This window comes from Tabrizicola sp. YIM 78059 (assembly GCF_004959785.1).
Lineage (GTDB): Bacteria > Pseudomonadota > Alphaproteobacteria > Rhodobacterales > Rhodobacteraceae > Tabrizicola > Tabrizicola caldifontis.
Genome location: NZ_SJZH01000055.1, coordinates 1 through 886, shown reverse-complemented (window position 1 = coordinate 886; position 886 = coordinate 1). Strand labels below are relative to the sequence as shown.

Genomic DNA, 886 nt, shown 5'->3' with positions numbered 1-886 from the left:
CGTCGAAGACCCGCAAGCCGCCCGCGCCGAAGCTGAAACCCGTCCCCGAGGCGGCGGTAGCGGCCGTCGGCGATACCCTGCGCGAACAGGGTCTGGCGGTCCCCGCCATCGGCGGCGGCACGACCTTCTTGCAGGCGAAGACCGCGAACGAGGTGCTGAAGGCGCAGGAGCGGCGCATCCGGCTGCAGAAGCTGAAGGGGGAGTTGATCGAGCGGGCCCGCGCGCTGTCGCTGGTGTTCCGGTTGGCGCGTGAGGTGCGGGACGCATGGGTGAACTGGCCTGCGCGGTCGTCGGCGTTGATGGCGGCGGAACTGGGCGTGGAACCGGCCGCGATGCAGAAGGCCTTGGAAAAACATGTACGCGCCCACCTCGACGAACTTGCCGAGGTCCGGCCCGACTTCCGGTGAAACTGGCGACGACCTGACCGACTTCGACGGCGCGGCAGAAATCCTGCGCACCTGGGGCGCAGGGCTGACGCCCGACCCCGACCTGACGGTGTCGCAATGGGCAGACAAGCACCGGATGCTGTCCGGGCGCGCATCGGCAGAACCGGGGCGCTATCGCACGGCACGCACGCCCTACATGCGCGAGATCATGGACCGGCTGTCGCCAGGCGATCCCACGCAGCGCATCGTGTTCATGAAGGCGGCACAGGTCGGCGCGACCGAGGCGGGCAACAACTGGATCGGCTTTGGCATCCACCAGGCACCGGGGCCGATGCTGGCGGTCCAGCCGACCGTGGAACTGGCCAAGCGCAACTCGCGCCAGCGGATCGACCCGCTGATCGACGAAAGCCCTGACCTGCGGGAGAGGGTCAAACCGGCCCGTTCGCGCGACGCGGGCAACACCATGCTGTCGAAGGAGTTCGCGGGCGGCATCCTGATCA

The 886-nt window shown here is 68.7% G+C and carries 2 protein-coding genes; both read left to right on the top strand.

The window, feature by feature from the left end; all coding sequences use genetic code 11:
- Positions 1–407 (top strand): hypothetical protein (locus EZM81_RS17990; RefSeq protein WP_136646737.1); only part of this gene is annotated, 407 nt, incomplete at its 5' end.
- Positions 355–886 (top strand): phage terminase large subunit family protein (locus EZM81_RS17985; protein ID WP_211195452.1); only part of this gene is annotated, 532 nt, incomplete at its 3' end. The genes EZM81_RS17990 and EZM81_RS17985, both read left to right, overlap by 53 nt.